We start from the raw sequence: 538 nt of genomic DNA, 5'->3' as shown, positions 1-538 counted from the left end.
GGTGCCGCGCAGCCGCGCGCCCAGTTCCGCCGCGCTGAAATGCACGTCCAGATGCGCCAGCCTGCCGGATCTGCGAAAGCCCGAGCGCGTGGGGACCCCCGCGGGGATGAAGGCGATCCGCACCGGCTGGCTGCGCAGGCTCGTCCCGTTCGCAAGCCGCATCTCGCTGTCGCCGCTGTCGAGAACCGCGACGATCCTGGGGTCCGGCGCGCTGTAGCTGCCGGTGCTGCCGCGCCCGACATTGACCTGCCAGATATCGGCCACGACGCCGGGCAGTTCGCGCCAGATCAGAGGCGCGGCAAGCTCGATCCCGGAGGTGACGCTGGTCATGTTGGGGCGGAAGTTCATGGGGCGGATTATACCTGAATATTTTTATCAGAAAATAGCTTCCATCACATGAATCCGCTGAAGGGCCTCGATTCCGCCCGCAACCGCCCCCGATGGGCGGGCAAGGTCGGCCCCGGTCGGGCCCCGGTCAGGTCTTGCCGGGCCCGGGACGGCGCCGGGTGGCGAACCGCCGGAATCTGGCCGGTGTCCC

1 protein-coding gene is annotated in these 538 nt (G+C 68.6%); it reads right to left on the bottom strand.

Features of this window, described 5'->3' with window-relative positions; translation table 11 throughout:
* Positions 1-348: RNA-binding protein (locus tag ABNX41_RS21960; protein WP_497883260.1), on the bottom strand; the 348-nt coding region annotated here is incomplete at its 3' end.
* Positions 349-538 lie beyond the last annotated feature (190 nt).

The sequence above is a fragment of the Pseudogemmobacter sonorensis genome (assembly GCF_042762395.1).
Lineage (GTDB): Bacteria > Pseudomonadota > Alphaproteobacteria > Rhodobacterales > Rhodobacteraceae > Pseudogemmobacter > Pseudogemmobacter sonorensis.
The sequence above is the reverse complement of the archived record's forward strand: the minus strand, read 5'-3'. Positions and strand labels throughout refer to the sequence as shown.